We start from the raw sequence: 20,953 nt of genomic DNA on the forward strand, positions 1-20,953 counted from the left end.
GACTACATGTATGTAGACTTCGATGGGTCTTGGGTGCCGTGCGCCCGGGGACCGCGTGTCCATCCATGTGAGACGAGGCGTCAAGGGGCCGTGTACGAACCGGAAGACTCCGGCCCCGCACCGGTGCAGGGTTCGCCGGAGGCCCATCGGGCTGTTGCCTGGCTGAAGGACGGCGGTGCCGTCGAGCACACACTGCACACCTCCTTGGGCGGCTTGCCCAACGAACGCGATGTCACCTTGGCCCGGATGGGGGCCGTGCTCCAGGGGGCCGCTCAGGGCCTGGACGTACCGGCCGCGGCCGTGTGGGCCGGGGTTCCCGAGCAGGTGCTGCGGGGCTGGATCGACGAGGACCCCGCCTTCGCCTCCGCCCTGTACGCCGCCCGCGCCCTGGCCTCCGCGCATGACGTGAAGCCCGGCGGGGGGCAGCACACGCCGGCCATGGTCCGCGTCCTCCTGGTCGCGATCGGCAACGGCGCCACCACGCTCGACGCCCTCAAGCTGGCGGACTTCCGCGAACGCCGGTTCCGTGCGCTCCTCAACGCCTCCTCCGGACTCAGGGCCCTCGTGGAAGCGGCGCGCCGCGCGCGGCCGGCGCGCACGCACGGCGCGTACGTACCCGGCTCCTACCGGCCACGCCGGCCCGGCAGGAAGCCCGCGGCTCCCCTGGGATTCCGCCTGGTCCGGCGCGACGCCCCGGAGGGCGACGCCGAAAGTTAGCGCGTGGCGAGCCGCTCCAGCAGGGCGGCGCTCCGGGCCAGCAGTGCCCGCTCCTCGTCCGTGAGTTCGGCCTCGATGGCCTGCGCGAGCCAGCCGGCCCTGCGGCCGCGCTCCGCTTCGAGCGCCGCCCGGCCCGCGTCCGACAGTTCGACCAGCGACTTGCGGCCGTCCGTGGGGTGCGCCCTGCGCGTGATCAGGTCCTGCTCCATGAGGAGCCCCACCGACCGGGCCATCGACTGGGGGCGTACGCGCTGATCGGCGGCGAGGTCGCTGGTGGTCATCGCGCCGTTGCGGTCGAGCGCGCCGAGCACGGCGGCCTGGCCGAGCGGAATGCGGTCCTCGTTCTTGACGCGCCGGGTGAGCTTGCCCATCGCGGTGCGCAGTTCGGCGGCGATGGCGGCGGCTTCCGAGGTGGGCATAGGGCACTTTACCCCGTGGTTCGGCACCGTCGCGCCCCTGATCTGTACAGCAATGCTGTACAGCAAAACTGAGCAGCATTGCTGTACTGTTTGGCTCGTCGGGCTCAGCGTCAGCGTTGTCGCAGCCGGGGCCACGGCACACGACAACGGGAAGGAACTCCCATGTCCACCACGACAGTCGGAAACATCGACGCCGTCATCGAGACCGTCACCGCCCGCCGGATCATCGACAGCCGGGGCAACCCCACGGTCGAGGTCGATGTCGTCCTGGCGGACGGATCCCTGGGACGCGCGGCCGTCCCCTCCGGCGCCTCCACCGGCGCCCGGGAAGCCGTGGAACTGCGCGACGGAGACTCCGCGCGCTGGCACGGCAAGGGCGTCGACCGCGCCGTTGCCCACGTCAACGGCGAGATCGCGGCCTCCATGCGCGGCCGGGACGCGGCGGACCAGGCGGGCCTCGACGCCGCCCTGGTCGCCCTCGACGGCACCGCCACGAAGTCCCGGCTCGGCGCCAACGCGGTCCTCGGCGTCTCCCTCGCCGCCGCCAAGGCTGCCGCCGCGGCGCATCGCCTGCCCCTCTACCGCTACCTCGGCGGCGCCGACGCCCACCTCCTGCCGCTGCCGATGATGAACATCGTCAACGGCGGTGCCCACGCCGACAATCCGCTGGACTTCCAGGAGTTCATGATCGCGCCCGTCGGTGCCGACACCTTCGCCGAAGCCGTCCGCATGGGCAGCGAGGTCTTCCACACCCTGCGCCGCGACCTCCTGGCCGCCGGGCACTCCACGGGCGTCGGCGACGAGGGCGGCTTCGCGCCCGCGCTGCGTACCGCCGAGGAGGCGCTCGACTTCGTGATGGCCGCCATCGAGCGCACCGGCTACCGCCCCGGCGCGGACATCGCCCTGCTCATGGACCCGGCGTCCTCGGAGTTCTTCCACGACGGCGTGTACGACTACAAGGGCGAGGGAGTGCGCCGCACCCCCTCCGAGAACGTCGACTACCTCGCCAAGCTCATCGACGCCTACCCGATCGTCTCCATCGAGGACCCGATGGCGGAGAACGACTGGGACGGCTGGCGCGAGCTGACCGCCCGCGTCGGCGACCGCTGCCAGCTCGTCGGCGACGACCTGTTCTGCACCAACGGGACGCTGCTGCGCGAGGGCGTCGACACCGGCGCCGGCAACTCGATCCTGATCAAGGTCAACCAGATCGGCACCCTGACCGAGGCGCTGGCCGCGGTGGCCACGGCCCACCAGGCGGGCTGGACGGCCGTCATGTCGCACCGTTCGGGTGAGACGGAGGACACCACCATCGCGGATCTCGCGGTGGCGACCGGCTGCGGCCAGATCAAGACCGGCTCCCTCTCCCGCTCCGACCGCACCGCCAAGTACAACCAACTGATCCGCATCGAGGAGGAGCTGGGCGACTCGGCACGCTTCGCGGGCCGCTCGGCACTGCGTCAGGCGTGAGCAGCGGGCAGGAGTAGAGCTCGCCCGGGCCCCCGAGCATGCCTGGACATCGGGCACGCCAGGGGGGCCGGGTCGCGGTGACATGGTCGGCGCGCGGCTCAGCCCCCGTCCGCGCCGATCAGCCGTCGCGCCGCCAACTCCACGTACTCGTGCAGGCCGTAGGTCAGCCCGAGCGCCGCGAAGGCCGCGACCACGACCGTGCCGGCCAGGGCGGCGACGCCGGCGCGCCGGGCGCCGCCCTGCGGCGCGGCCGGCTCCGGTAGGAGCAGGGCCTCGACCCGCCGGGGCACGGGCCCGCTCGTCGCCGACAGCAGCGGGTATCCGCCGACGCGGCCCCGGGCCGATCCGGCCAGCGCCGCCCGGGCGATCGCCGCGGCCGCCACCCGTCGGTCGCCGGTGACCGCGGCCGCCTCCTCGTCCGCCCACCGCTCCAGGTGGAAGGCCAAGGCCTCGCGCAGGCTCCGCAGCGCGGGGTGGATCGCCGCGGTGAGGTCGACCGCCGCCGACAGCAGATGGTGCCGCCCGGCGAGGTGCGCCCGCTCGTGGGCCAGCAGGACCTCGCGCTCGCCCGTCTTCAGCGACCGCACCATCCCGGACGTCACCACGACCCGCCCACGGCGCCCCCGGTAGCCGGGCAGCGCGAAGGCGTCCACGTCACTCCCCGGGATCACGAGCAGATCGCCGTCCCCGGTGCCCTCGTCCGCCGACAGCCAGGCGCGCTTGAGCAGGGAGCGGTGCCGGAGCCACCGTCGCACCAGGAGCACCAGCTGGCCGAGCATCACCACTCCGGCCGCGGCAGCCGAAGGCACCGCGGCGGGCCACTCCTCCAGCACGCGCGACAGGGACAGCCGCTCCAGCGACGCGAGGAACGGTACGTGGAACAGGCCGATCAGCGCCGAGACCGTCCCACCGGCCAGCAGCACCGCGGAACCCGTCAGAAGCCGGCACGCCCACCGAGGCGGCAGCCCCTCGGCAAGGCGCCGTGCGACGGCCGCCCCACCCCACGGAAACACCAGGGTCAGCGCGACAAGGGCCAGCACGTACGTCACTCGGAACTGCTTTCGGCCTCAAGAAGGAGCCGTCGCAACGTCTCCTCGTCGCCCTCGGACAACGAGGACACGAACCGCTTGAGCACCAGATCCCGCCGGGGCTCGCTCTCCAGCTCGCGCCGCATCCGGCCGGCGACGAGCCCCGCCGCGTCCTCCACCGGCTCGTAGGCGAAACCACGCCCCGCCGGGATCCTGCGCAGGGTGCCCTTCTCGTACAGCCGGGTCAGGATGGTGGCCGTCGTCGTCCGGGCCAGGCCCTTGCCGAGCACCGCGTTGACCTCCTGCGCGCTCATCGGCCTGCCCGACTGCCACAGCACGGCCAGAACGTCCGCGACGAGCTCGCCGTGCGGACGCCTCTCGTCCCCACCCTTGACCGGCATGTTTCTCCCGTGTGTCTATGCCCCTGGAGACGAATGGCGTGGCCTTTCGAAGGCATGCCTAACCTACCGTGCGAGGTGGCCGCGGAAGGGACGTACGGAACGGCCCCTCCGCGGTCAGCGCGAGGGCGTGACCATGAGTGATGCCTCGCACATGGAGGGGTGCGTACGGGAGGTCGAGCGCCGGCCGGAAGGCCATTGGCCGCCTCCGGCCACTCGACCGCCCCCGGGAGTGGGCCATTGGCCCACCCTTCCGACCGCAGGTTGAGCCGATGTGCCCCTGGGAGGCTATCCTTGTAGGCATCACATACCTTCGGCGCCGCGCAGCGCCGTCCGGCGACGAGGCCGGACCGGCCCGCGGTGCCTTCGTCGTGTCCGAGCCCCCACCACCCCCGGGGAGCCTCGTGCGTGGCGAGGATCAGGAACAAGGGGGGCGGGATTGGCCGCCGTGCAGAAGTACTTCATGGCCCCGGATCCGGGGCTCGTCCGGCTCAGGGTCTCGCTCCGTGCCGTCCTCGGCATCGCGCTCGCGGTCGCCCTGGCCGAACTCCTCGGCCTCTCCCTCACCGCCTCCATCACCGCCGGCCTGGCCGCCCTGCTCGCGCTGTTCACCGTCGGCGACCCCACCGTGCGCCGCCAGGCCGTCACCACCGCCCTGCTGCCGGCCGTCGGCTTCCCGGTCCTCGCGCTCGCGACCCTCCTGCACGGCGCGCCGCTCCTGCGCGACGCGGCCTGGCTGCTCGTCGTCTTCGCCGGCGTCTACGCCCGCCGCTGGGGACCGCGCGGGCACGCCCTCGGCATCTTCGCCTTCATGCAGTTCTTCGTGACCCAGTTCCTCCACGCGCTCCCCGCCCAGCTCCCCGAGCTGTACGCGGCGGTGGCCCTCGCGCTCCTCGTCGCCGGAGCGGTCCGCTTCGGGGCCTGGTGCATCGAGCGGCGCGTCCCGCCGCCCGCGGCGCCCGCCCCGCTGCCGGGCACCGGACTGGCCCGCCCCACCACCCGGCAGGCCTTCCAGGCCACCGCCGCCTGCGCCGTCGCCCTCGCCGCGGGCCAGTTCATCTCCCACGAGCGCTGGTACTGGGCCGTCGGCACCGCGTGGTGGATCTTCGTCAACACCGCCTCGCGCGGCGAGACGCTCGTCCGGGGCTTCCGCCGCGTCCTCGGCACCGTCGCGGGCATCGCGGCCGGCCTCCTCATCGCCGTCCCCCTCGCGGGCGCGCCCGGCCCGACCGCCCTCCTCGTGGCCGTCTGCGTCTTCGGGATCTTCTACACGGCCCCGCTCTCGTACAGCTGGATGATGTTCTTCGTGACCGTCATGGCCGGGCTCCTGTACGGGCTGCTCGGCGTCCTGCACCCCGGTCTCCTCGTCCTGCGCTTCCAGGAGACCGCCGTCGGCGCCATCGGCGCGGCGATCGGCGTGGCCCTGCTGCCGGTGACGACGCACGCCGCCACCAACGCCTGGATCGAGCGGGCCGTGACCTGCGTGCACACCTGCACCACGTCCGCCGCCCGGCGCCTCGCGGGCGACCCGGTCGCCGACCCGGCGCCGCACGCCGCCGAGCTGGAGATCCTGCTCGGCCGGGTCCGGCTCTCCCTCGCGCCGCTCGTGCACCCGCTGAGCCCGCTGCGCGCCCGCAAGGCCCGCGCCCGCCGCGTGCTCGCGCTCCTGGACGCCTGCGCGCGCGAGATCAGGGGCCTCGCCGCCGTCGCGGCCGACCCCGACGCCTCGCACGACGCCCGCCTCGCCGCCGCGGCCTGGCGGGTCGAGGCAGCCGTCCACGCCCTCGTACCCCCGGCGCGTCCCGTACGGGCCTCCGTCGGCGAGGCCGCCGCGACTCCGCGCCACCACCCCGGCGCCGAGGCGGCCCTCGGGCACCTGCACGGGCTTGAGCAGGCCCTCGTCGACCTGGCGGCGCCGCTGCGCACCTCGCCGCGCGCCCCGCTGGTCCCGGCGGCCTGATCCGGCGCGATGACCCGCGGGTAGTTGGTCTAGACCGCCTGCTACCGTCGGCCGGACGACGGCCGGTCGTCCGTGACCGGCCCCGCGACAGGGGAGGCGCCATGGGCGACACAGGGGCGGTACAGGGCCGGAGCGCGCCGCGGGCGTTCATCGGGTCGTTCACCTCGGCGGGCGGTCGCGGCGTCCTCGCCGCCGACCTCGACCCGGAGACGGGCGCGCTGACCGTCACCGGCGGCAGCGACGCCGTCGCCGACCCGTCCTTCCTCGCCCTCGCGGGGCCCGTGCTCCACGCGGTCTCCGAGACCGAACCCGGCGCCGTCGCCGCCTTCGGCGTCACCGGCCCCGTACCCCTGCCGCTCGGCGCGCCCGTCCCCGTCGAAGGCGCGGGCCCCACGCATCTCGCGCTCGCCGCCGGCCACCTCGTCACCGCCAACTACACCTCCGGCAGCGTCACCGTCCTGCCACTGGCCGCGGACGGCACCCCCCGCCCCGCCACGACCGTCCTGCGGCACGAGGGCAGCGGCGACGTCCCCGACCGCCAGAGCGGCCCCCACGCCCACCAGGTCCTCCCCGACCCCTCAGGCCGCTGGGTCGTCAGCGTGGACCTCGGCACCGACTCCGTACGGATCTGCGCCCTCGACCCCGCGACCGGCGCGCTCACCCTCCACGGCGAGACCGCGCTGCGCCCCGGCACCGGCCCGCGCCACCTCGCGTTCCACCCGGCGGGCACCCACGCCTACGTCCTGAACGAGCTGGAGCCCACCCTCACCTTCTGCCGCTGGGACGCGGAGGCGGGCGTCCTCGAACCCCTCGGCGAGACCCCGGTCGTCCCCGAGGGCACCCCGGGCCCCAGCTACCCCTCCGCGATCGTCGCGGCCCCCGACGGCCGCTTCCTCTGGGCCGCCGTCCGCGGCGACGACACCCTCGCCGTCCTCGCCCTCGACCCGGACGGCGCGAAGGCCGCCCTCGTCGCCTCCGTGCCCTGCGGGGGCGCCTGGCCCCGCGATCTGACCCTCGACCCCTCCGGACGGCGGCTGTACGCGGCCAACGAGCGCTCCGGCGACGTCACCTGGTTCGACCTCGACCCCGCGACCGGCGTCCCGGTCCGGGCGGGCTCGATCGAGGCCCCGGCGGCCTCCTGCGTCGTCTTCGGCTGAGCCGGACACCCCGCGCAGCCGGGTGCGAGGGCGTGCATGACACGAAGAAGGGCCCGAGCCGGATGCGTCCGGCGCGGGCCCTTCCCTCACGGCACGTCTCAGAGCGAGGGTGCGCCCTGCGGCTGCGGCGGGATGCCCAGCGTCGCCATGTACTGCGACAGCACCAGCCGGCCGATCGCCGGGTAGGCCCCCAGCGGCTCGGCGGCGGAGCACCCGGCCTCCTTCGAGGCCTCGTCGAGCAGACCCTCGGCCAGCTCCGGGCCGATCAGGTACGGCGCGAGAGCCAGCTGGACCGAGCCCGAGCCGCGCAGCTGCTCGGCGATGGAGGCGATCGAACCCTCCTGGTCGAGCGCGGCGGCCATCACCGGCACCGCGAGGCGCGCGGCCAGCAGCATGCCGGTGATCCCGGCGGCCTGCACGGCCTCCTCGCCGCCGACCGTGGCCAGGATGATGCCGTCGGCGGCCGTCGCGACCGTGAACAGCCGGGCGCGGTCGGCACGGGCGAGCCCCGCCTCGGACAGGCGCACGTGCAGCGCCTCGGCGAGCAGCGGGTGCGGGCCGAGGACCTCGGTCAGCTCGGCGGTGTTGCCGCTGTCCATGACGGCCTGGCGCACCTGGCGCATCAGGGCGCTGTCCGGGCCCGCGAGCAGCGGGACCACGACGGCGGCGGGACCGGTCGGGGCGGAGACCTCGCGGCCCGCCGCGACGGCCAGCTGGTAACGCTGGGTGCGCAGCGCGTCGGCCGACGCGAGGACGGTCGCGAGCGCGGGGTACTCGGCGTCGTCGCCGTCCAGGAAACCGATCACGGCCTCCAGGCCGGGCAGCTCCGAGCGGGCGATGCTCACGACCTCTTCGGCCAGCGAGCGTATGGCGGCCGAAGGCACACCGGGAACGGCGAGAACCAGTGCGGGAGCGCCCTCGGGCGCCGCCGCGGGTTCGGGGCGACGGTGCCGCCCGGACTGGCGGGGTCGAGGCATTCGTACAGGCAGGCCGGAAGCAGGCCCAGTGGGGGAGCTCATGGCGCCGCATGCTACTGGTTTCGTCGGCCACGCTGTTCGGTGAGGTGCGATCGCGCGCCGTCTGTCCCCCTATGTCCGATCTTCGTGACCGGTTCCGGCCCGGTCCGGGGTCACCGCACCACTCCCGACCTGGGCGGATGCCGCCGCCTCCACCGATCCGTCGTCGAACAGGCGGAGCAGCGACGGGTCCTCCGGCAGACTCAGGGTGCCCGTGGCGAGCGCCGAGGCGAGGATGACCGCCCCGGCCAGCGGATCGCCCGCCGGCGCCACCGTCCGGGCGTGCGGGACCCGCTCCCCGAGCGCGGCCCGCAGGGGTACGAGGAGGGGGTCGCCCATCTTGAAGAGGCCACCCGTCAGGGCGATCACGGCCCCGGGATCCGCCGGACACACGGCCTCGGCGGCGTCCGCGACGTGCTCGGCGGCCCGGACGAGGATGTCCGCGGCGACCGGGTCCCCGGCGGCGCAGTCCGCCACCTCCGGGGCGAAGGAGGCGAGCACCGCGGGCCGGTCCGTACGGGGATAGAGCGCGCCCGGCAGGCCGGCCACCTGCCCGAACAGCTTCTCGGCCCGGGCGAGCAGCGCCGCCGAACCGCCGCGCCGCCCGTCGTGGGCACGCATCGCCGCCTCCAGCCCCGCCCGGCCGATCCAGGCGCCGCTGCCGCAGTCGCCGAGGAGGTGCCCCCAGCCGTCGGCCCGGCGCCAGGACACCAGATCCGTACCGAGCGCGATCATTCCCGTGCCGCCCGCGACGACCGCGCCCGGCCGCTGTCCGAGCGCCCCCGCGTACGCGGTGACGGCGTCCGCCGCGAGCGCGAGCCGCCGCACGCCCCACGCCTCGGCGAAGGCGCCGGGCAGCTCGGCCCGCAGCTCGTCCCCGAGCGTCGCCATCCCGGCGGCGCCCACGGCCACGGCGAGGACCGGCCGCGCCCCGGGGGAGTCCGGCGCGGCGCGCTCGCGCAGGGCGCGGACGGCCGGCAGGACCTGCTCCAGGAAGTGGGCGGCGGAGATCCCGCCCGGCCCGGTCCGGACCGGCTCCCGGGAGGCGTGGGTGTCGAGGACCGCGCCGCTCGCCGCCTCGGCCAGGGCGATCCGCAGCCCGGAGCCGCCGGAGTCGACGCCGACGACGAGGCCCTCGAAGGGTTCGCTGACGGAGGGTTCGTTTCCGGATTCCACGGTGCACCGTCCTGGCGTGAGGGGGACAAGGGGCGGGCGGGTGGCGGGAGTCTAGGGCCTGTCCGGCGGATCAGGGCCGGAGAAGCCGTGAGAGGCCTCCGGCCGATGGGGCCGCGCCGACGCCCGGACCGGGCTGTCACTGTAGGCCGGTAGAGTGACGGACCGTGACAGCGCGACCCTTGAACGAACTGGTGGAGCCCGGCTGGGCGGAGGCTCTGAGCCCCGTCGCGGGCCGTGTGGCGGAGATGGGCGACTTCCTGCGCGCGGAGATCGCCGCGGGCCGGACGTACCTGCCGTCCGGACCGAACGTCCTGCGGGCCTTCCAGCAGCCCTTCGACGACGTCCGTGTCCTGATCGTGGGTCAGGACCCCTACCCGACACCGGGGATGGCGATCGGCCTGAGCTTCGCGGTCGCGCCCGAGATCAGGTCCCTGCCGGGGAGCCTGGAGAACATCTACCGCGAGCTGCACACCGACCTCGGGCTGCCCAGGCCGTCGAACGGCGACCTGACGCCGTGGACCCGGCAGGGCGTCCTGCTCCTGAACAGGGCCCTCACCACGGCCCCGCGCAAGCCGGCCGCCCACCGCGGCAAGGGCTGGGAAGAGGTGACCGAGCAGGCGATCCGCGCCCTGGCCGCCCGGGGCAAGCCCCTGGTGTCCATCCTGTGGGGCAGGGACGCCCGCAACGCCCGGCCGCTCCTCGGGAACCTCCCGGCGATCGAGTCGGCGCACCCCTCCCCGATGTCCGCTGACCGCGGCTTCTTCGGCTCCCGCCCCTTCAGCCGCGCCAACGAACTCCTCCTGAACCAGGGCGCCCAGCCCGTGGACTGGCGCCTGCCCTGACCGTGCCGCGCGGGGTGCTCAGATCACCGCCGCTCTGACGCAGAGCACGTCCGGCAGGTGCTCCGCCAGGAGCTGCCAGCTGTCGCCGTCGTCGGCGCTCGCGTACAACTCGCCGTTCCGGTTGCCGAAGTAGACGCCCGCCGGGTCCGCGTCGTCCGTACAGAGCGCGTCCCGCAGCACCGTGCCGTAGTGGTCGGTCTCGGGCAGCCCCCGCGTCAGGGGCTCCCAGCTGGCTCCGGCGTCGGTGGTCCGGTAGACCCGGCAGCGACGGCCCGCCGGGACGCGGTCGGAGTCCGCCGTGATGGGGAAGACGTAGGCCGTGTCCGGCCGGTGCGGGTGGGCGGCGATCGCGAAGCCGAAGTCGGAGGGGAGACCGGCGCCGATGTCGGACCAGTTGCGGCCCGCGTCGTCGCTGCGGAACACGCCCCAGTGGTTCTGGAGGTACAGCCGGTCCTTGTCTCCCGCGTCCTGGGCGATCTTGTGGACGCACTGCCCGAATTCGGGGTTGGGCTCGGGCAGGAAGACCGCGGACACCCCGTGGTTGGACGGCGCCCACGCGGCCCCGCCGTCCCGGGAGCGGAAGACCCCGGCGGTCGACACCGCGACCGTGAGCGCGTCCGGGTCGCTCGGGTCGGTGACGACGGTGTGGACGGCCTCGCCGCCTCCGCCGGGCACCCACCGGGAGCGGGTGGGGTGCTCCCAGAGCGGGCGGACGAGGTCGAAGGACTCCCCGCCGTCGGCCGAGCGGAAGAGCGCCGCCGGCTCGGTCCCCGCGTACACGACGTCGGGGGAGTGCTCCGGCGCCGGGTGCAGCTGCCAGACGCGCTCCAGGGAGGCGCCGGTGTCCTCGGGGAACTTCACCGCGGGCCGCGCGGGCTCGGTCCAGCTCTTGCCGAGGTCGTCGGAGTGGAAGACGGAAGGCCCCCAGTGGGCGCTGTCCCCGCCCGCGAGCAGGCGCGGGGTCGGCCGCCGGGTGTCGATCGCGACCGAGTAGACGGCCTGCGCGGGGAAGGCCGGATCGTCGAACTCCCATCGGCCGTCGTGCCGGTGGCCGATGAAGAGCCCCTTGCGGGTGCCTACGGTGAGGAGTACGTCGGGCATGGTGCAACCTCCAGGACGCCGTTGTCGCGGATACGGGCCAGTCTGCACCCGGCCACTGACAACGGCCCCCGGACACACCTGCGGAGCCCCGGACACGCCCCCGGCGACCCCCGAGGCACGTCAGCCGCGCCCGGGGCGACGCCCCCGTACGCGCCTCAGATCGCCCAGGCGTACTGCGACGGGGCGTGGACGTCCGCGCCGAGTTCGCGGGCCGCGCGGCGGGGCCAGGAGGCGTCGCGGAGGAGCTCGCGGCCGAGGAGGACCGCGTCGGCCTCGCCGTTGGCGAGGATCTTCTCCGCCTGGTCGCTCTCGGTGATCAGGCCGACGGCGGCCACCGGCAGCCCGGTCTCCGCCTTGACCCGGGCGGCGAAGGGCACCTGGTAACCGGGGCCCACGGGGATCTGCGCCGGACCGCCGTTGCCGCCGCTGGAGACGTCGAGGAGGTCGACGCCGTGCTCGCGCAGCAGCGCGGCGAACCGCACGGTCTCGTCGGGCGTCCAGCCCTGCTCCTCCAGCCAGTCGGTGGCGGAGATGCGGAAGAAGACGGGCAGCTCCTCGGGCCACACGGACCGCACCGCGTCGACGACCTCCAGGGCGAGCCGGGTCCGGTTCTCGAAGGAGCCGCCGTACTCGTCCGTGCGGTGGTTGCTGTGCGGGGAGAGGAACTCGCCGATGAGGTAGCCGTGGGCGCCGTGCACCTCGACGACCTCGAAGCCGGCGTCGAGCGCACGGCGGGCCGCGTCCGCGAACCGGCCGGTGATCTCGCGGATCCGCTCGACGGTCAGCTCGGTCGGCACCGGGTAGCCCTCGTCGAAGGCGACGGGGCTGGGGCCGACGGGCTGCCAGCCGGGGCCGCCGGGAGCGACGGGGCCGCGGCCCTGCCAGGGGCGGTTGGTGGAGGCCTTGCGTCCGGCGTGGCCGATCTGGATGCCGGGCACGGTGCCGTGCTCCTTGAGGAAGCCCGCGATCCGGCGCAGCCCCTCCGTCTGGGTGTCGTTCCACAGACCGAGGTCCGCCGGGCTGATCCGGCCCTCGGGGGCGACGGCGGTCGCCTCGACCAGGATGAGCCCGGCGCCGCCGGTGGCCCGGGAGGCGTAGTGGGCGAAGTGCCAGTCGCCGGCCACGCCCGCGTTCGGCCCGGTCATCTCGGCCGAGTACTGGCACATGGGCGCCATCCAGACCCGGTTGGGCACGGTCAGCGAACGCAGGGTGTAGGGCTGGAAAAGGGCGACGCTCATGACGGACTCCGTTTCGGGGGTGGCCTCGAAGGATGCTCGTACGATACTCGTCGTAGTACGGCATCTGTCAAACTACGAGAGTTCTCGTACAATGAGGGCCACCCGGATGAAGTGGAGCCGCCGTCATGACGACCGCCACCAGCCCCCGCGCCCTCGAACACCCGTCGCGGGAGCAGATCAGCCTCGAAGGAGTGCTCCACGCGCTCTCGGACGCCGTGCGGCTGCGCATCGTGCGGGACCTGGCCCGCGAGGGCGACGCCTTGAGCTGCTCGTACTTCGACCTTCCGGTCACCAAGTCCACGACGACGCACCACTTCCGCGTCCTGCGCGAAAGCGGCGTCATCGAGCAGACGTATCAGGGCACGGCCAAGCTCAACGCCCTGCGCAAGAGCGACCTGGACGCCCTCTTCCCCGGCCTCCTGGCCACCGTCCTGACGGCGGCCGAGGCACAGGCCGACCGCCAGGGCGTCACCGAAAGGGCGTGACCCCGGCGCCCGCGAGGACACGGGCGAGGGCCACCCCCTCGATCCCGTAGGCCGCTCCAGGGCCGCCCCGGAGTCGTCCTAGAGCGACTGCATGCGGTTGATCTCCGAGGTCTGCTGGGCGATCACGTCGTTGGCCATCTCCTCCACCAGGACGTTGTTGCCGTCGCTCAGCACCTCGGCCGCCATCGTCACGGCCCCCTCGTGGTGCGTGATCATGAGCTTCAGGAACAGCTTGTCGAAGGCCGCGCCCTTGGCGTTCCTCAGCTCCTTCAACTGGGCCTCGGTCGCCATGCCCGGCATCGAGTGATGGTCGTGGCCGCTCTGTTCGCGCGGCCCGCCGTTGTTCTTCAGCCAGCCCTCCATCGCGGCGATCTCCGGCAGCTGCGCCGCCGAGATCCGCTCGGCCACCTTCTTGACCTGCGTGGATCCCGCCCGCTGCGGGGCGAGTTCCGTCATGGTCAGCGCCTGGCGGTGGTGGACGATCATCATCTGCGCATACCGGAAGTCGGCGCTGTTCGGGCTCTCGTCGGGGAGGAGCCGGGCGGCCTCCTCGGGCGATATCCGTTTGGCGGGCTCGCCGGGCTTCCCCGGAGCCACCACCGAGCCTCCTGCCGTGGCCCCGGCCTGCGGCTTCGCGTCGGTCCCGGACCCCGAATCGCAGGCGCCCAGGGCGAGTACGGCGAGGGCGGACAGGGCCACGGCGACGACGGCACGCTGACGGCGGATCAACAACGCGACCTCCAGGTGTTCTTGCGGGGACAGTGACCGTTCCTAGCACTTTTCTCGGGGGGATCGATCAAAATCCTTCATTACGTCTGTGTTGCCATCTGTTGAGATGCGCACGCCAAGGACCATACTGCCGGGGTCCAACATCCGTTCATGGCTGAACGGATACCAGCGAGGACGGAGTGACTTCGTTGCGAATCCCGCGTACCCCGCGTACCCCGCGTGCACGGATCAGACGCCTGGGCGTGGCAACCGCCGCGGCCGGACTGCTGGCCACCATGCTGGCGGCCGGCCCGTCGGTCGCCACCCCCGACCCCGGAGACGCCCTGACCCAGGGCACCGTCTCCACGGAGCAGGCGGCCGAGGCGCGTTCCGCCATCCAGAGCGGTGAGATACCCGGCGTGGACGAGGTCGTCCACAGCCAGAACATCGAGCACCTTGTCAACATCCCCAAGGACGCCCTTCCGGGCACCAACTCGGACCTCGCCTTCCAGGGCAAGTACGCCTTCGCAGGCAACTACGACGGCTTCCGGATCTTCGACATCAGCAACCCGAAGAGCCCGAAGACCGTCGCCCAGGTCCTCTGCCCCGGCTCCCAGAACGACATCTCCGTCTCCGGGAACCTCCTCTTCCTCTCCACCGACTCCTCCCGAAGCGACAACTCCTGCGCCAGCACGAGTCAGCCCGCCTCGGTGAAGGAATCCTGGGAGGGCATGAAGATCTTCGACATCAGCGACATCAGGAACCCGAAGTACGTCGCCGCCGTCGAGACCGCCTGTGGCTCGCACACCCACACGCTCCTGCCCAAGGGCAAGAACGTGTACGTGTACGTCTCCTCCTACTCGCCCAACGCCGCCTTCCCGGACTGCCAGCCCCCGCACGACGGCATCTCCGTCATCAAGGTGCCCCGCAAGGCGCCCGAGAAGGCCGCGATCGTCAACTTCCCCGTCCTCTTCCCGGGCGAGGGCCCGGACGGCGGCGGCAACCCGGGCGGACCGACCAACCCGGGCGTCTCCAAGACCACCGGCTGCCACGACATCACCGTGCTGCCGGAGAAGGACCTCGCCGCCGGCGCCTGCATGGGTGACGGCATCCTCTTCGACATCGAGGACCCCGAGCACCCGCGGGTGATCGACCAGGTCCAGGACAACGTCAACTTCGCGTTCTGGCACTCGGCGACCTTCAACCAGAAGGCCAACAAGGTCGTCTTCACCGACGAGCTCGGCGGTGGCGGCGGCGCCACCTGCAACGCCGTGGTCGGCCCGAACCGGGGTGCCGACGGCATCTACGACATCGTCGGCAAGGGTGACAAGCGCAAGCTCGTCTTCCGCAGCTACTTCAAGATCCCGCGCCACCAGGCCGACACCGAGAACTGCGTCGCGCACAACGGCTCGCTCATCCCGGTCAAGGGCAAGGACCTCATGGTCCAGGCCTGGTACCAGGGCGGCGTCTCCGTCTGGGACTTCACCGACTCCTCCCGCCCGAAGGAGATCGGCTACTTCGAGCGCGGCCCGCTGTCCGCCACCACGATCGCCACCGGCGGCTCGTGGTCCGCGTACTACTACAACGGCTACATCTACTCCAACGACATCGCCAAGGGCTTCGACGTCCTGAAGCTCTCCGACCGTCGTACCGACCCCGCGAAGCGGATCCGCATGGACGAGCTCAACGTCCAGACGCAGCCGGACTACTTCGACTTCGACGACTGATCCAGTCGCGCGACCGGCGCGCCGTCGGGCGGACCTCCGTCCGGCGGCGCGCCCTGCTCCCAGCCGAGCCCGTACCGCTGGAAGAGCTCCCACCGCAGCCGTGCCATCGGCATCGGCGCCCCCGGCAGCAGCACCGCCACCACCGCGCCCATCAGCAGCGCGCGCAGCAGCGGATAGTCCGTGTCCACGTCCTCGGAGCCGTACTGCGTGACCGTGTCCCGCAGCAGGTACGCGAGGCGCTGCTGCTCCGGGCACTGCACGAAGCCCTCGGCCTGAAGGATTCCCGCCATGTGGGTCCGCATCAGGGTGGGCCGTGCCACCGCGAGCCCCAGGATCGCGTCGATCGCCCGGGCCAGCCGCTCCCGTCCGTCCTCGGTGTGCGGCTCGCGCTCCAGCGCCTCCTCCAGCGTCAGGTGCATCAGCCGGTGCACCGCCGACTGCAGCAGCTGCCGCTTCCCCGGGAAGTAGTACGAGATGAGTCCGCGCGCCGAACCGGCCCGCTCCGCGATGTCGCCGAGCGTGGTCGCCTCGTAGCCGTGCGTCGACACCAGGTCCACGGTGGCCTGCAGAATCCGCTCACGTGAGCGGCGTCTGAGTTCTTCATTGACCGATGGGCTACGCGGGGACATGCTTGGCTCCTGCGTTGACTGGCTGCCGGCCAATATACTCAGCGCATCCCGTCGGCGCGCCCCCGTGGCAGGCCGGCGGGGAGGCCGTCTGTTCTGGGCGACACGGGGGATCGTCCAGAACAGGCGGCTTCGTCGTGTTCATCGTGTTTCTCCCATTCTCCTCCCCGCACTCCGGTACGTGAGGACGGCCACGGCCACGCAGCACCAGCCGAGCAGCCAGCCGCCGAGCACGTCCGACGTCCAGTGCACGCCCAGGTAGATCCGCGTCCAGCCGACGCCGAGCACCGACACGACCGCGACGCTCGCGAGGACGCTCCAGCCGCGCCACTCCGACCGCCAGTGCAGGGCGAGCACCCACAGGAGCAGTCCGCAGGTGACCATCGCCGTCATCGCGTGCCCCGAGGGGAAGGCCGCGTACCGCGCGGAGTCGACCGGGTCGGGCCATGCGGGCCGGTCCCGCCCGACCAGGTACTTCAGCCCCTGCTGGAGTCCGACCGCGACGAGGCTCGTGCCGGCCACCCACAGGGCGAGCACCCGCTCGCGCCGCCACCACAGCAGCAGTACGGCCACCGTGGCCAGGGCGCGCATCGTCCATGGATCCCACACCCAGTCACTGAGGAAGCGGTTGAGGTCGGTGAGGCCGGGGCGGGCGACGGCGTCGCGGTGCAGATCCTCGGCGACCGATCTGTCGAAGGAGAGAAGAGGAGACCAGCCCGCGGCGACGAGCACGAGGAGGAGAACGAACAGGACTCCGGAGACCACGGCGGAGGAGCGCATGCGCCGATCCTGCCCGACACCCCACCCCGGGCCGCGATCCGCCCCACCCCTGGCGGCGATCGGCCCCGACCGGGCGGCGACGGCCCCCGCCTTGGTCGGCACCGGCACACCCGCCTTGGTCGGCATCGACACACCCCGGGTCGCGATCCGGAACACCACCGCGGGGAGGTGCTCCCTATCCCAGCGCGGTGAGCGCCGGGACGAAGGCCACCAGGACCGGGACCACCGGGACCAGGGACGCGACGGCGGTCAGCCGCAGCCGGCGCCCCGCCGTCAGTCGCGGGGCCGCGGTGAGGAGTCGGTGCACCCGCTGCGGCAGATCCGCGTCCGGTGCCGGGCCGGGGCCGAACACCCCCCGGTCCTCGTTCAGTTCGACGAGGGCCAGCGCGATCGTCAGCCGCCCGAACCGGCGCGAGGCCACGTCGTCGGCGGCCAGCTCCACCAGCCGGTGCATCTCCTCGCGGAAGGCCGTGAAGACCGGGATCCCGGGGAAGCCGCCGGCGAGCGCGGCCGAGCAGTGCAGCAGCCAGTCGTGCCGGGCCCGGGCGTGCCCCTGCTCGTGCGCCAGGACCGCGTCCAGCTGCCGGCCCTTCAGGCGCCGCAGCGCGGCCGTGGTGATGACCAGTTGGGGCGTCGTCCCCGCCATCCACCACGCGTCCGCCCGCTCGCCCTCCAGGACGACGAGCCGCTCGCTGCCCGACTGTTCCCCGGGCAGCAGGGGAGCGCGGACGAGGAGGTCGCAGCGGCGCTGCCTGCGCCGGGCGCGCGCCTGGCCGATCTCGCGGCCGAGCATCGCGCCGGACCAGACGCCGCCGCAGGCCAGGGCGACCGCGAGGACCCCCGACCACGGGCCGGTCGTGCCGAGTTCGTACGCGTCGACCACCGCGCGCGGCGCGGGCGCGAAGAGCTGGCCCCGTACCGCCTGCCAGGCCGCCGACGCACTGAACGTCATCGACAGCGCGAAACTCAGCAGCACCGCCGCCACCACGCACTGCCACACCCAGAGCGCGACCACGGGTTCTCGCTCCACCCAGTCGGCCCGCGCCAGCAGCCGGGGGGCGGCGAGGGCGGTCAGGAAACCGAGCAGGAGCAGCGCGAGGGAGACCCACATGAGCGTCACCCTATGAGCGCGGTACGGGTCGGGGGTATGGCCGCGGACGTCAAGTGACGTACGCCACGGTTTCGTTGTGCCCGTCGAGGGCCCGCGGGCCCGTGGATCAGAGCGTCACCAGCATCGCGACCATCGCCAGGGCCATCGAGACCCGGCACGCGAGGGTGAGCTCCGGTCTGGCCGCCCAGACCGGGCCGGGGCCGCCCGCCGTCGCCACGGCCACCGCCGCCGGCGCGAGCCGCGCCCCCGCGCGCAGCACGTACACCGCGTAATAGAGGAGCAGTCCGCCCGTCAGTACGGGTATGCCGCCCGCCGTCCCCATGGCGTGCCCCGTGTGCGCCCCCTGTGCCCCAGGGGCGGCCATCGCCACCGCCATGTAGAGCATGGCGAGCGAGCCGACGAGGTGGTGCAGGTGGTGGCCGCCCCGCCGGGCCGCCCCGGCCAGGCCCAGCAGCGCCGTCCCGCCGAACACCACCGCGTACACCGCCCAGCTCCACCCCGGCTGCGGCACCACCGCCGCGGGCAGCGCCATGACCGCCATGCCGAAGCCCATCAGCGCCTCGCCGCCCGCTGCCCTTCGCTCCTCCCCGTCGCACGCGCGCATCCGCAGCAGGCAGTACATGCCCGTCGCGGCGCAGAGGACGACCAGCAGCCACCCCGACACGGTCGCTCCGTGCACAGCTCACCTCCCCCTCATCCGGGAGGAATGCCCGCCGCCGGGGGGACGTACGCGGGCGCACGGGCGCGCACGGATGTACGAGGGGGAGTGAAAGGTGCGCGCGTTAGGCTCGGGACGATCGCGCACGTCGATCGTCAGCGCTTGAGGGGAGCCCGCACACATGGACACCGTCACGTCCCAGGAGACCGGCCGGATCGAGTACCGCGAGGCGGTCCTGGACGACGTCCCGGTCCTCGTCCCGCTCGTCGAGTCGGCCTACCGGGGCGATGCCAGCCGGGGCGGCTGGACGACGGAGGCGGACATCCTCCAGGGGCAGCGCACCGACCCCGAGGGCGTGGCCGCCGTCATCACCACGCCGGGCAGCCGTCTCCTGGTCGTCGAGCGCGACGGGGAGGTCGTCGCCTGCTGCCAGCTGGAGCACCGCGGCGAGGCCGCCTACTTCGGGATGTTCGCCGTCCGTCCCGAGCTCCAGGGCGCGGGCCTCGGCAAGCGGATCATCGAGGAGGCCGAGCGGCGCGTGCGCGAGCTGTGGGACGTCCGCGAGATGCACATGACGGTGATCTCCGTGCGCGAGGAGCTCATCGCCTGGTACGAGCGGCGCGGCTACGCCCGTACGGGCCGGATGACCCCCTTCCCGTACGGGGACGAGCGCTTCGGCCTGCCCCAGCGTGACGATCTGCAGTTCGAGCTCCTGATCAAGCCGCTCGGCTGACGCGACGGAACCGCTCCGTACGGCGGAAGGGTGGCTTCAAGCCCGACAGACAGGAAAAACTTCGGTCTCCATGGGGGTAGCGCAGGATAATTTCTCTTGCTCCCCTTGTGGCAAGGAACCGTCAATGGTTACGGTGTCTTGACGCAAGGTTCTCCTGTGGAGGAAGAGGCATGACGGAAATTCTTGTGCAGGACGCGACCGGTGGGGCGATAGCCGCCGACGCCCGGGTCATCGACCACCCGGCTTGGGCCGAGCTCAAGAATGCCGTGGAGGAGATCCGCGTCTGGCAGAGCGCGGACGGCTCCATCGACTTCGAGGCCGAGGGCGCACCCGCCCGCGCGCTCGTCGAGCTGACCGTCGACCGGGTCACCGCCGCGGTCGAGCAGCTCTCCCCGCTCGTTCCGCACGACGGCGCCTACCACCGCGCGCTCGTCTCCGACCTGCGCAAGTGGGCCGAGAGCGGCTTCACGGTCCCGGACTTCCTGGACTCGCTGCTGGCCTTCCAGCCGGCCGCCGACCGCGCCGACGGGCTCCAGCACCTCGTGCTCTTCCCGATGTACACGCAGAACGGCAACCCGGACCGCAACTTCGAGGCCGTCGTGCTCCGCATGGTCTGGCCCGAGTGGCTGGCCGAGCTCGAGAGCACGCGCTACGACAACCCGCTCTTCTGCGGCATCACGTTCGAGGACTTCACCGCCGGGTACGACACCCACTCGGCCGTCCTCTTCCCCGAGACCATCGCGGTCCGCGAGGCCCCCGAGCGCTTCAGCTGGGGCGGCATCTTCTGCGACCGCGAGGCCGCGCGCTTCCGCAAGGTCACCGAGGCCGCCGTCGACACCCTGGGCATCCAGCTGCCCGCGGACATCGCCGCCATGATCGACGACCAGACCCGCTGCGAGCAGGCCTTCGTGCTCTGGGACATGGTCCACGACCGCACCCACAGCCACGGCGACCTGCCCTTCGATCCCTTCATGATCAAGCAGCGCCAGCCGTTCTGGATGTACGGCCTGGAGGAGCTCCGCTGCGACCTCACCGCCTTCAAGGAGGCCGTGAAGCTGGAGGCCGAGGGCAACGCGCACGGGCGTGACGTGCAGTACGCGGTCCTCTTCGACCGGATGTTCCGCTTCCCGCTCTCCGGCGACCGCAACCGGAACTACGACGGTCTGGGCGGCCAGCTCCTCTTCGCGTACCTCCACAAGCACGACGTGGTGCGCTGGACGGACAACACCCTCAAGATCGACTGGCAGCGCGCCCCCGAGGTCACCAACCAGCTCTGCGCCGAGATCGAGACCCTCTACCGCGACGGCATCGACCGCCCGAAGCTGGTCCACTGGTTCAAGGCGTACGAGCTCGTCTCCACCTACCTCGCCCCGCACCCGGGCTCGACGTGGGCCAAGGGTCCCGACGCCCTGGACCTGTCCCTCCCGCCGCGCAAGCTCGTCGACGACGTGCTTCCGGACGAGTTTCCGCTCAGCATGTTCTTTGAGGCCCTCGCCAAGAAGCTGAAGGGCGTGATCGCCGACACCAAGGGGATCACCGCCGCCGACGTCCCGCGCACCGAGCGGGCCGCCGCGTGAGCGACTCCACCGACAGCACGCAGAGC

21 protein-coding genes are annotated in these 20,953 nt (G+C 72.9%); 9 read left to right on the top strand and 12 right to left on the bottom strand.

What is annotated here, in order from left to right:
* Nucleotides 1-246: 246 nt before the first annotated feature.
* Nucleotides 247-717 carry a hypothetical protein gene (locus ASC82_RS30340; protein WP_157863442.1) on the top strand — a complete coding sequence of 157 codons (471 nt, stop codon included), beginning with the start codon at nt 247-249 and terminating at the stop codon, nt 715-717.
* On the opposite strand, the gene ASC82_RS05670 is transcribed toward ASC82_RS30340, so the two are convergent.
* Nucleotides 714-1,136 (bottom strand): MarR family transcriptional regulator, encoded by a 423-nt coding sequence (locus ASC82_RS05670; RefSeq protein WP_056642441.1) that lies wholly within the window; start codon nt 1,134-1,136, stop codon nt 714-716. The two genes, ASC82_RS30340 and ASC82_RS05670, sit on opposite strands and share 4 nt — an antisense overlap.
* 162 nt (nt 1,137-1,298) lie before the next feature.
* Between ASC82_RS05670 and eno the strand changes: the two genes are divergently transcribed.
* Nucleotides 1,299-2,606: a phosphopyruvate hydratase gene (gene eno / locus ASC82_RS05675; RefSeq protein WP_056642443.1), complete on the top strand. Its 1,308-nt coding sequence runs from the start codon at nt 1,299-1,301 to the stop codon at nt 2,604-2,606.
* 98 nt (nt 2,607-2,704) lie between these two features.
* Here eno and ASC82_RS05680 read toward each other — a convergent pair whose 3' ends face one another.
* Together ASC82_RS05680 and ASC82_RS05685 are read right to left on the bottom strand one after the other, a co-directional pair.
* Nucleotides 2,705-3,529: a M56 family metallopeptidase gene (locus tag ASC82_RS05680; RefSeq protein WP_242427561.1), complete on the bottom strand. Its 825-nt coding sequence runs from the start codon at nt 3,527-3,529 to the stop codon at nt 2,705-2,707.
* A 122-nt stretch (nt 3,530-3,651) separates the two neighbouring features.
* Complete coding sequence (locus ASC82_RS05685; RefSeq protein ID WP_056642449.1) at nt 3,652-4,035, bottom strand: BlaI/MecI/CopY family transcriptional regulator; 384 nt, start codon at nt 4,033-4,035, stop codon at nt 3,652-3,654.
* Between the two features lie 460 nt (nt 4,036-4,495).
* Here ASC82_RS05685 and ASC82_RS05690 point away from each other — a divergent pair, with 460 nt between their 5' ends.
* Entirely contained in the window at nt 4,496-5,992 is a 1,497-nt protein-coding gene (locus ASC82_RS05690) for an FUSC family protein (RefSeq protein ID WP_056643301.1), read from the top strand.
* A 101-nt stretch (nt 5,993-6,093) separates the two neighbouring features.
* On the top strand, nt 6,094-7,149 hold the full coding sequence (locus ASC82_RS05695) for a lactonase family protein (protein WP_056642452.1): 1,056 nt from the start codon (nt 6,094-6,096) through the stop codon (nt 7,147-7,149).
* Nucleotides 7,150-7,247: 98 nt separating this feature from the next.
* Here ASC82_RS05695 and ASC82_RS05700 read toward each other — a convergent pair whose 3' ends face one another.
* Nucleotides 7,248-8,168, bottom strand: coding sequence for a hypothetical protein (locus tag ASC82_RS05700; protein WP_079039068.1), 921 nt, complete (start codon nt 8,166-8,168; stop codon nt 7,248-7,250).
* 69 nt (nt 8,169-8,237) lie between these two features.
* On the bottom strand, nt 8,238-9,341 hold the full coding sequence (locus tag ASC82_RS05705) for a BadF/BadG/BcrA/BcrD ATPase family protein (RefSeq protein WP_079039069.1): 1,104 nt from the start codon (nt 9,339-9,341) through the stop codon (nt 8,238-8,240).
* Between the two features lie 164 nt (nt 9,342-9,505).
* Between ASC82_RS05705 and ASC82_RS05710 the strand changes: the two genes are divergently transcribed.
* On the top strand, nt 9,506-10,183 hold the full coding sequence (locus ASC82_RS05710; protein WP_056642456.1) for a uracil-DNA glycosylase: 678 nt from the start codon (nt 9,506-9,508) through the stop codon (nt 10,181-10,183).
* An 18-nt stretch (nt 10,184-10,201) separates the two neighbouring features.
* Here the strand turns inward: ASC82_RS05710 and ASC82_RS05715 are convergent, their stop codons facing one another.
* Together ASC82_RS05715 and ASC82_RS05720 are read right to left on the bottom strand one after the other, a co-directional pair.
* Complete coding sequence (locus ASC82_RS05715) at nt 10,202-11,284, bottom strand: hypothetical protein (protein WP_056642459.1); 1,083 nt, start codon at nt 11,282-11,284, stop codon at nt 10,202-10,204.
* Between the two features lie 155 nt (nt 11,285-11,439).
* Entirely contained in the window at nt 11,440-12,522 is a 1,083-nt protein-coding gene (locus ASC82_RS05720; RefSeq protein ID WP_056642461.1) for an NADH:flavin oxidoreductase/NADH oxidase, read from the bottom strand.
* Between the two features lie 125 nt (nt 12,523-12,647).
* Between ASC82_RS05720 and ASC82_RS05725 the strand changes: the two genes are divergently transcribed.
* On the top strand, nt 12,648-13,007 hold the full coding sequence (locus ASC82_RS05725) for a helix-turn-helix transcriptional regulator (RefSeq protein ID WP_056642464.1): 360 nt from the start codon (nt 12,648-12,650) through the stop codon (nt 13,005-13,007).
* A 78-nt stretch (nt 13,008-13,085) separates the two neighbouring features.
* Here ASC82_RS05725 and ASC82_RS05730 read toward each other — a convergent pair whose 3' ends face one another.
* Nucleotides 13,086-13,739: a DUF305 domain-containing protein gene (locus ASC82_RS05730; RefSeq protein WP_056642466.1), complete on the bottom strand. Its 654-nt coding sequence runs from the start codon at nt 13,737-13,739 to the stop codon at nt 13,086-13,088.
* A gap of 272 nt (nt 13,740-14,011) precedes the next feature.
* Here ASC82_RS05730 and ASC82_RS05735 point away from each other — a divergent pair, with 272 nt between their 5' ends.
* Nucleotides 14,012-15,442 carry a hypothetical protein gene (locus ASC82_RS05735; RefSeq protein ID WP_079039117.1) on the top strand — a complete coding sequence of 477 codons (1,431 nt, stop codon included), beginning with the start codon at nt 14,012-14,014 and terminating at the stop codon, nt 15,440-15,442.
* Here the strand turns inward: ASC82_RS05735 and ASC82_RS05740 are convergent.
* The 4 genes from ASC82_RS05740 to ASC82_RS05755 all read right to left on the bottom strand — a co-directional run bounded on the left by ASC82_RS05740 (nt 15,421) and on the right by ASC82_RS05755 (nt 18,638).
* Nucleotides 15,421-16,071 carry a TetR/AcrR family transcriptional regulator gene (locus tag ASC82_RS05740; protein ID WP_056642472.1) on the bottom strand — a complete coding sequence of 217 codons (651 nt, stop codon included), beginning with the start codon at nt 16,069-16,071 and terminating at the stop codon, nt 15,421-15,423. The two genes, ASC82_RS05735 and ASC82_RS05740, sit on opposite strands and share 22 nt — an antisense overlap.
* Nucleotides 16,072-16,209: 138 nt before the next feature.
* A complete protein-coding gene (locus ASC82_RS05745; protein ID WP_056642475.1) occupies nt 16,210-16,848 on the bottom strand; it encodes a phosphatase PAP2 family protein in 639 nt (212 codons plus the stop codon).
* Between the two features lie 175 nt (nt 16,849-17,023).
* Nucleotides 17,024-17,959, bottom strand: a complete 936-nt coding sequence (locus ASC82_RS05750; RefSeq protein ID WP_056642478.1) for a M56 family metallopeptidase — start codon at nt 17,957-17,959, stop codon at nt 17,024-17,026.
* A gap of 106 nt (nt 17,960-18,065) precedes the next feature.
* Nucleotides 18,066-18,638: a DUF5134 domain-containing protein gene (locus ASC82_RS05755; protein ID WP_056642481.1), complete on the bottom strand. Its 573-nt coding sequence runs from the start codon at nt 18,636-18,638 to the stop codon at nt 18,066-18,068.
* Between the two features lie 160 nt (nt 18,639-18,798).
* Here ASC82_RS05755 and ASC82_RS05760 point away from each other — a divergent pair, with 160 nt between their 5' ends.
* Together ASC82_RS05760 and ASC82_RS05765 are read left to right on the top strand one after the other, a co-directional pair.
* Nucleotides 18,799-19,350, top strand: coding sequence for a GNAT family N-acetyltransferase (locus ASC82_RS05760; protein ID WP_056642484.1), 552 nt, complete (start codon nt 18,799-18,801; stop codon nt 19,348-19,350).
* Nucleotides 19,351-19,520: 170 nt separating this feature from the next.
* Nucleotides 19,521-20,927, top strand: coding sequence for a DUF6421 family protein (locus ASC82_RS05765; protein WP_056642488.1), 1,407 nt, complete (start codon nt 19,521-19,523; stop codon nt 20,925-20,927).
* Nucleotides 20,928-20,953: the final 26 nt, after the last annotated feature.

Source organism: Streptomyces sp. Root431, assembly GCF_001426585.1.
In the GTDB taxonomy this organism is placed as follows: domain Bacteria; phylum Actinomycetota; class Actinomycetes; order Streptomycetales; family Streptomycetaceae; genus Streptomyces; species Streptomyces stackebrandtii.

Excerpts from the sequence above, each read along its gene's own strand:
- ASC82_RS05715 (WP_056642459.1), bottom strand. The coding sequence starts at position 11,284 with ATGCCCGACGTACTCCTCACCGTAGGCACCCGCAAGGGGCTCTTCATC.
- ASC82_RS05760 (WP_056642484.1), top strand. The coding sequence starts at position 18,799 with ATGGACACCGTCACGTCCCAGGAGACCGGCCGGATCGAGTACCGCGAG.
- ASC82_RS05720 (WP_056642461.1), bottom strand. The coding sequence starts at position 12,522 with ATGAGCGTCGCCCTTTTCCAGCCCTACACCCTGCGTTCGCTGACCGTG.
- ASC82_RS05765 (WP_056642488.1), top strand. The coding sequence starts at position 19,521 with ATGACGGAAATTCTTGTGCAGGACGCGACCGGTGGGGCGATAGCCGCC.
- ASC82_RS30340 (WP_157863442.1), top strand. The coding sequence starts at position 247 with ATGGGGGCCGTGCTCCAGGGGGCCGCTCAGGGCCTGGACGTACCGGCC.
- ASC82_RS05735 (WP_079039117.1), top strand. The coding sequence starts at position 14,012 with ATGCTGGCGGCCGGCCCGTCGGTCGCCACCCCCGACCCCGGAGACGCC.
- ASC82_RS05745 (WP_056642475.1), bottom strand. The coding sequence starts at position 16,848 with ATGCGCTCCTCCGCCGTGGTCTCCGGAGTCCTGTTCGTTCTCCTCCTC.
- ASC82_RS05750 (WP_056642478.1), bottom strand. The coding sequence starts at position 17,959 with ATGTGGGTCTCCCTCGCGCTGCTCCTGCTCGGTTTCCTGACCGCCCTC.
- eno (WP_056642443.1), top strand. The coding sequence starts at position 1,299 with ATGTCCACCACGACAGTCGGAAACATCGACGCCGTCATCGAGACCGTC.
- ASC82_RS05685 (WP_056642449.1), bottom strand. The coding sequence starts at position 4,035 with ATGCCGGTCAAGGGTGGGGACGAGAGGCGTCCGCACGGCGAGCTCGTC.
- ASC82_RS05740 (WP_056642472.1), bottom strand. The coding sequence starts at position 16,071 with ATGTCCCCGCGTAGCCCATCGGTCAATGAAGAACTCAGACGCCGCTCA.
- ASC82_RS05700 (WP_079039068.1), bottom strand. The coding sequence starts at position 8,168 with ATGAGCTCCCCCACTGGGCCTGCTTCCGGCCTGCCTGTACGAATGCCT.
- ASC82_RS05725 (WP_056642464.1), top strand. The coding sequence starts at position 12,648 with ATGACGACCGCCACCAGCCCCCGCGCCCTCGAACACCCGTCGCGGGAG.
- ASC82_RS05695 (WP_056642452.1), top strand. The coding sequence starts at position 6,094 with ATGGGCGACACAGGGGCGGTACAGGGCCGGAGCGCGCCGCGGGCGTTC.
- ASC82_RS05690 (WP_056643301.1), top strand. The coding sequence starts at position 4,496 with ATGGCCCCGGATCCGGGGCTCGTCCGGCTCAGGGTCTCGCTCCGTGCC.
- ASC82_RS05670 (WP_056642441.1), bottom strand. The coding sequence starts at position 1,136 with ATGCCCACCTCGGAAGCCGCCGCCATCGCCGCCGAACTGCGCACCGCG.